This is a genomic window from Nocardiopsis kunsanensis DSM 44524, assembly GCF_000340965.1.
Lineage (GTDB): Bacteria > Actinomycetota > Actinomycetes > Streptosporangiales > Streptosporangiaceae > Nocardiopsis > Nocardiopsis kunsanensis.
Genome location: NZ_ANAY01000032.1, coordinates 74001 through 81200 on the forward strand (window position 1 = coordinate 74001; position 7200 = coordinate 81200).

A 7200-nucleotide genomic window follows, 5' to 3' on the forward strand; every position below is an offset into this window, starting at 1 on the left:
CTTCATCACTCACAGCAGGGTCTTGGGGCGTAGGGAGTTGGCCTTGTCGACGAGCACGTACCGGTCGGCGGCCGAGGACGCCCAGTGCGCCAGGGACCGGTACCGCCGTTCCAGATTGGTGCGCACCCCCTCTTCGGTGAGGTTCGTGCCGAGCAGGCGGACCGACGTGTCGGGGCGGCCGCCTCGCCGGAGCCAGTCCAGGGCGCCCTCCAGGACCCGGGCGGCGAGCCGTTCGCCGCTCTCGCTGTCGAGCCGGATCCGGCCGAGCCGTTCGCCGGCCTGCAGGAAGTCGTCGACGTCCCGGAGGTCCTCGCCGGTGACGAGCAGGGCGATGAGCACGGTCTGGGCGTGCACGTGGAGACTGGACAGTTCGGGGACGGTGTCCAGGACCTCGATGGCGCGGGAGCGCTGCCCCTGTGCGCGGCGGATCCGGGCCAGACCGAAGGCGGCGCTGACGTAGGAGTGGTCGGTGGTCCAGACCGTCCGGTACAGCTCGGCCGCGGTCTCGTGTCCGCCTGTGTGCTCGGCGGCCATGGCCAGGCCGAGCTTGGGAGCGAGCTCGCCGGGCAGGTGGGAGTAGAGCTCGTCGAAATGGGCGCGGGCGGCCCCGAACTCGCCGTCGCCCAGTTCCATGACGGCCATGTACCACATGGTCCGCCAGTCGCCCGGCATCGTCTGGCCGAAGGCGTGCAGGGCGTCCATGGCCTCGAGCCTGCGGCCCTCGGTGATGAGAGCACGCACCAGCATGAGCCGGGTCTCGGGGGTGGGTGAGGGTGCCGCGCGCAGGGTGGGCACCAGTTCGGCCGGTGAGAGGGAGACGAACCCGCCCAGGAGTTGGGCGGCCGGGTCGGCGGGGTCGATGACCGGTGCCGGCAGCACACCCGCCGCCCGGGTGGGCGGGGGCGGTGACAACAGGCGGTCGGCGTCGTGGGCCCCCAGGTCGGCCGCGCTGAAACTCTCCGCGCCGAAAAGGGACGAGGGCGCCGGGTGCGGGGATTCCTCCATGTCGGAGAGGACCTCGCGCAGCACCCCGGTCAACTGCTCGGCCATGTCGACGGCGTCGTGGAAGCGCCGTTCGGGTTCGGGGTGGGTGGCCCGCCGCAGCAGCCGGTCGTAGGACTCGTAGCGGCGCAGGACCGGTACCGCATCGCGTGGCGGGAGGGTGTAGGGATGGCGCCGCCGGAAACTGAACCGGAAACTGAGCACCGCCAGGGCCCGGCCGACCGAGTACAGGTCGGAGCTGACCGAGGGGCCGGACCTGACGATCTCCTCCTCGGGCACCCCGTAGCCGGGGGTGCTGTAGACCGCGCTCTCGGTGTCGTCCATGCGCCGCACACCGCCCAGGTCGATGAGCTTGACCTGCTCCTCGCTCTGGATGACGTTGTCGGGTTTGAAGTCGCAGTAGAGCAGGCCCTTGGAGTGCAGGTACCCGAGGGCACGCAGGCACTCCAGTCCGTAGGCGATGACCTGGTCCAGGGGCAGCGCACCGTCCTGACCACCGGATCCGCGACGTTCCAGGAGCAGTTCGCGCAGGGACTTGCCGCCCACGTAGTCCATGACGATGTGGCCGCTGGGGACACCGGTCTGCGGGTCGGGGTGCTGGGCGAAGTTGATGATCTTGACGATGTTGGGGTGCTCGACCTGCGACAGGTACTCGCGTTCGGCCGAGGCGGCCTTGTGGGCCTCGGCGTCGCCGGAGTTGAGCAGGCCCTTGAGCACGACCCACCGGTCGTTGACGTTGCGGTCGCGGGCGAGGTAGACCCAGCCGAGGCCGCCGTGGGCCAGGCAGCCGAGCACCTCGTACTGGCCGCCGACCATGTCGCCCTCGACGAGTTTGGGCACGAAGGAGAACCTGGTGCCGCAGCGGCGGCAGAACCCCTGGGTACGCCCGGGCAGCTCGCCCCGGCGGCGGCCGACCTTCTCGTTGCAGTTGCCGCAGTAGCGGTTCTTCTCCGCCACGACCGGGTCGGTCATGACCGCATCGGAGGGGTCGCGGTAGGGCACCACCGGGACCTGCACCAGTCCCATGCCGAGCGTGCCCCGTGAGGTGGGGCGGCTGCTGCTGCGACCGGAAGCGCCCGCTCCCAGCAGGGCGGCCGTACCCCCGGAGCTGCGGCCGGGACCGCTGCGGCCGGAGAGGCGCATGTGGCCGGAGCCGGACCCCTCGCCGCTGCTGGGGCCGCTGCCCGGACGTCCGGGCCATTCCTCGGCTGCCGGGTCGTGGGCGGAGGGCCCCGGGGGCCGCCGCAGCGGTTCCTGCGTCTCCGCGCGCCACTGTGGCGGGACCGGGGGGCCGCCCTCCACCGGGGCGCCCGGCACGGGCGTATCGGACCGTCCGGGGGCCGCGCCACCGGGCCCGGGTGTCGTGGGGGGCGGGTCAGGGGGTCGGGAAGCTCGCACGTCTTGGGGGGCCTGGCCGCACGCACCGCAGAGCCCGTTCCTCAGACGGCCGTTGCAACCGGGATCCGTGCAGTTGGTCATGTGTTGTGCACCACCATCACTCTCGCCCTTCTGACGCGTCCGCGCCCGGTGTGGTTCTCCTCGGTGCACGGCCGGATCCGGTCAGCTGACGGAGAGCGTCCCGGTAAGCGGCCAACGCTGCGGCGGCCTCACGCAGGTCGGCGGGGCCCTGCCGAAGGGCCCTGTGCGCGCGGCGGTGCTCGGCGAGGAACCGTTCACCCTCCGTCGGCCCGAGCCGTGCCGCCCGTGTGCGGTAGCTCTCCAGACGCGCGCGCAGCTCGGAACGGCGTTCCAGGAGTGTCTCGAGGCTCTCCCTGCGTTCGGCGACGTCGTCGACGGTCTCGTGCACGGCCTGCTGGAGCCGGCCGTGGAGCCTGCCGAGCTCGCGCCAGCGCCCCTGGGTGCGCAGCTCGGCCATCTCGGCCACCCCTTCGCGCAGGGACGGGACCCTGTCGATGATCTCCACCGGGACGGGCACCGCGACGGCTCCGGCGACCCGGCGCCTGAACGCGGCTGTGCGGGCCGTCTTCTCCTCTGCGTCGTCGATGGCCCAGAGGAGGCGCTCGACGCTCTCGTCGTAGGAGTCGCACATACGGAGCGCGTCACGCAGTTCCCCTGCGATGTGTTCGAGCCGCGTCCGGGCCCGTTCGAGGTCCGAGGTGTCGGCGGTGCCGTCGCCGGTGACCAGGGCGAGGGGATCGCGGCGTACGGTCTCGCCCAGGGAGGCCAGTTCGGCGCGCAGAGGTTCGTGGTCCCCCTCCTCGTCCCCGACCATCCCGGCCAGGGAACCGATCTCCTGCCACAGCGCCTCGAGTTCATCGATCTTGGGATGGAGGACGGCCCAGGCGGCCTCCACATCGGCGATCGTCCCGGCGATCTCCTCCGAGTCGGCGGACATGCGGGCGATCGCCTCGGCCAGGGAGAGGTGTTCGGTGGCCCCGTCGAGCAGGAAGGCGACCGAAGGGCCGGTCAGTACCTGGGACAGGGCCTCGCGGACAGAGTTCTCCTCGCCGTCGGAAGCGCGGAGGGCGCCGGCCTGTTCGACGACCTCATCGAAGGCGGCGTGCAGTGTCCACAGCCTGTGGACACTGCGTTCGGCGCGCTCCCACCGCTGCCGGGTGCGGCCCACGGGGCCGGCGCCCTGGAGCATGCGCTGGGCGACGTTGCGGTCCATGTCGGCCAACTGGAGGGAGACACGGGCGCCCTCGCCACGCACACGGTTGAGCGCCTCCTCGATGCCCTCCCAGCTCATGGGCGGACCCCCGGGCCCCGACGCGCTCGCCACCGTCCCAACCACTCCCCGCGTCCGGAGCCCACGCCTCGCGGGACCGCCGGTGTCTCGATGCCGGGGCGTGCCCGTCCGCCGCCCCCACACACGAGTGTGGCCCCCTGTCGTCCCCATCACAAGGAAAGCCGGGACTCAGGTCCCTCGACGGCCGGCTCGGGGCCCGTCCGGCCACCTGGTGCGGGCCGGGGCCGGGGCCCGGCAACACCCCGTCCGTGACTCGGGCGGGGCGGTCAGTCGCCGCGTCTGGGGGCCCGGTGGCGGCCGCGGCGCGGGCGCTCCCGAGGCTCCTCGGGGGCCGAACGCCGGGCGTCCTCGCGTTCTTCACCGACGCGGAAGGTCCGGTCCGCATCGGGGGCCTCGGGAGCTTCGTCCCCTGTGCGGCGGGGGCGTTCGAAGCGTTCGCCGGGTTCGAAGTCCTCCTCGGGTGCGGCCCGGTCGTCCTCGCGCCGGGCGAGCAGGTCCCCGCCGTGCTCCGGCCCGTCGTCGTAGGGGTGGGCTCCTGCGCCCGGGACGTACCCGGCTCCGCCCTCAGCCCCCTCGTCCCAGACCCCCTCGTCAGCGGAGCTCTCGTCCCCGGAACCCTTCCGGCGACCGTCGGCGCTGCGCAGCCGGAGCCCGGCAACGGCGAGCACCAGACCGAAGACGATCGCGTAGATCCCGACGACGAACACGAGCGCCTGGGCACCTTCCAGGGGCCAGAACCACAGCAACAGACCGAAGATGACCGAGAGCGCACCGACGAAGATCAGCAGCCACTCCGAGCTGATCCGGGCACGTAGCCGGACCGCGGTGATGATCTCACCGACACCGGTGATGATCGCCCAAGCACCGACCACGAACACGAGCGCGACCACCGCGGCCAACGGCCACAGCAGCGCGACGAGGCCGACGACCAGGGTCAGCACGGACTGCACCACCAGGGGTGCGCGGGTACCGCGTTCGGCCCGGAGTGCGGCGTAACCGACCGCTCCGGCGTCCACGAGCGCGTAGACACCGAAGGCCACGGCCAGGGCCACCAGTGTGAGTCCGGGCCACAGCAGGGCCAGGATCCCGAAGACCACTGCGGCGACGCCCCGCAGGACCACCAGCCACCAGTTGCGGCTCAGGTGCCCGAGCAGACCTCCGGGCAGTTCGTACCCGACCATCACAGCCTCCCTCCGCGGCGAGGGGCCCCGCGTGGGCGGGGCCGCACCCTGGCACTTCCCGTATTGGCGGCCTCCGACGACTCCGGGCCCGCAAAATACCTGGAAAGCAGGCCCCGACACACGACCGCCCGCCCTCGCCGGCGCCGGCTGTGGAGGCCGGCGGGTGGCGCGGACGGGCGGTCGGGGTTCGGCCGGGCCGCTCTACCCCTGGCCGGGGTAGCGGCGCTCGGGCGAGCCGACGTAGTGCTGGCGCGGACGCGCGATCCGGAAGGCCGGGTCGTGCAGCTGCTCGCGGTAGTGCGCGATCCACCCGGGCAGGCGGCCCAGGGCGAACAGCACCGTGAACATGTTGCTCGGGAAGCCCATGGCCCGGTAGATGACGCCGGTGAAGAAGTCGACGTTCGGGTAGAGCTTGCGCTCGGTGAAGTAGGGGTCCTTCAGCGCGGCGGCCTCGAGCCTGAGAGCGAGCTCGAAGAGCTCGTCCGGGTTGTCGTCCCGGTCCAGGATCTGGGTGGCCAGGTTCTTGATCTGCTTGCTGCGCGGGTCGAAGTTCTTGTAAACGCGGTGACCGAAGCCCATGAGGCGGACCTCGCGGTTCTTCACGCGCTCCAGGAAGTCCTCGAGCTCGACACCGGAGTCGCGGATCTCGTCCAGCATCTCCAGGACGGCCTGGTTGGCGCCGCCGTGCGAGGGCCCGGACAGGGCGTTCACGCCGGAGGCGATGCTCGCGTAGATGTCGGCCTGCGAGGAGCCGACGACCCGCACGGTGGCGGTGGAGCAGTTGAGCTCGTGGTCGGCGTGCAGGAGCAGCAGCAGGTCGACGGCCTTGCCGAAGAGCTCGCCCAGCTCGCCGTCGGGGCGCCGCTCCCCGAAGGTCATGCGGGTGAAGTTCTCGACGTAGCCGAGCGAGGGGTCCGGCGCGATCGGCTCCTCGCCGATGGAGTTGCGGTAGATGCGGGCCGCGATCGTCGGCAGCTTGGCCATCAGCCGGATCGTGGCGAGCTCGACCTGGTTCTCGTCGGCCGGGTCGGCACTGTCGTCGTAGTAGGCGGCCAGGGTGTTGACCGCGCTGGCCATCAGGGCCATGGGGTGCCCGTTGCGGGGCATCGCGTCGATGAACGCACCCATGTCTTCGGGGATGTCGGCGTTCTCGCGCAACTTGTCGGAGAACTCCTTGAGCCGGCCCGGCTCGGGCAGCTCGCCGTAGATCACCAGGTAGGCGACCTCCAGGAAGCTGCTTCCGACGGCCAGGTCCTGGATGGGGTACCCGCGGTAGCGCAGGACCCCCGCGCCGCCGTCGATGTAGGTGATCTTCGAGCTGCAGGAGGCCGTGTTCCCGAACCCCGGGTCGAGGGTGGTCATGCCTGTGGACCCCAACAGGGTCTTCAGCTCGATGGTGCGCTCCCCCTCGGTGCCGGTGAACACCGGGAGTGTCAGCGTGCCACCCTCGTAGTGGAGCTCAACCGTGCGCTCTTTCTCGTCATCGCTCATGCCCGAGGTCAACCTTTCCAGGCGGGGGATCCGTGAGGTACGTGGGACGCGGGGCGGGTCAGCCTCCACGTTCTTTTGATTCACTCGTTATTATTCTGTTTTGTTAAACGATAGTTAAGCAAAATCATATAAGTTTCACCGATTCGGGGACAGGTGACATGAAACACACACTCATGCCCTTGCAGAATTGCCGTACGGTGAAGATTTATAGATTTTGCCGCATCGTGTGAACTTTCATGCTCGCCCTGGGGCGCCACGCACGGCACCGGGGACACCCGGCGTCGCCCTTGTCTCCTGCTCCGGTCCCCTGAGCACTCCGTCACACAGTGCTCCGCGTCCGCTTCCCATGCCCCTTCACAGATAGGGACAAACCGGAAGCTTCCTCGGGGTGACCATGTTGCCGATCGCGCCCTAGCGGCCTCCGCACAGGCTACCTTCGCCCTGATCACGGGCGTGGAAGCGGGTCGCTCTCCGGCCCGTGACTTTGGCCTCTACGCACGCCGGACCCCTCGGGGCGACACGGCGCACACGCCCCGGGAGGGCCCCGGTGATGTGTGTACCGCGTACCTCGGCAACGAGGGTTCACACCGGTCTACGCCAATACCCCTGGGCGCGACGCCGAGTCACCGCCATTGACCCGGCGTGAATATTTCCGACCGAAAGAGAAAACGGGTCCCACGTACGAGAACACTGAGCGGGGGTTCACGCGTTCTCGTCGGCGCCGCCGGCGAGCAACGCCTCCATGAACAGTTCCGGATGGTCGCGCTCGATGACCCGCAGACGCCACTTGTTGTTGACCAGCACGAGGAGTTCCCC

General features: G+C 70.5%; 4 protein-coding genes. All 4 read right to left on the reverse strand.

From position 1 onward, the window contains the following. Positions 1-9: 9 nt before the first annotated feature. Positions 10-2481: a serine/threonine-protein kinase gene (locus tag D456_RS0118420; protein WP_026116001.1), complete on the reverse strand. Its 2472-nt coding sequence runs from the start codon at positions 2479-2481 to the stop codon at positions 10-12. Positions 2482-2497: 16 nt separating this feature from the next. Continuing rightward, positions 2498-3712, reverse strand: coding sequence for a hypothetical protein (locus D456_RS24485; protein WP_017577660.1), 1215 nt, complete (start codon positions 3710-3712; stop codon positions 2498-2500). A gap of 266 nt (positions 3713-3978) precedes the next feature. Beyond that, positions 3979-4893: an HdeD family acid-resistance protein gene (locus tag D456_RS0118430; protein WP_017577661.1), complete on the reverse strand. Its 915-nt coding sequence runs from the start codon at positions 4891-4893 to the stop codon at positions 3979-3981. A gap of 201 nt (positions 4894-5094) precedes the next feature. Beyond that, a complete protein-coding gene (locus tag D456_RS0118435) occupies positions 5095-6384 on the reverse strand; it encodes a citrate synthase (RefSeq protein ID WP_017577662.1) in 1290 nt (429 codons plus the stop codon). Positions 6385-7200: the final 816 nt, after the last annotated feature.

Coding starts and splice junctions, on each gene's coding strand:
- D456_RS0118420 (WP_026116001.1), bottom strand. CDS start 2,481: ATGACCAACTGCACGGATCCCGGTTGCAACGGCCGTCTGAGGAACGGG.
- D456_RS0118435 (WP_017577662.1), bottom strand. CDS start 6,384: ATGAGCGATGACGAGAAAGAGCGCACGGTTGAGCTCCACTACGAGGGT.
- D456_RS24485 (WP_017577660.1), bottom strand. CDS start 3,712: ATGAGCTGGGAGGGCATCGAGGAGGCGCTCAACCGTGTGCGTGGCGAG.
- D456_RS0118430 (WP_017577661.1), bottom strand. CDS start 4,893: ATGGTCGGGTACGAACTGCCCGGAGGTCTGCTCGGGCACCTGAGCCGC.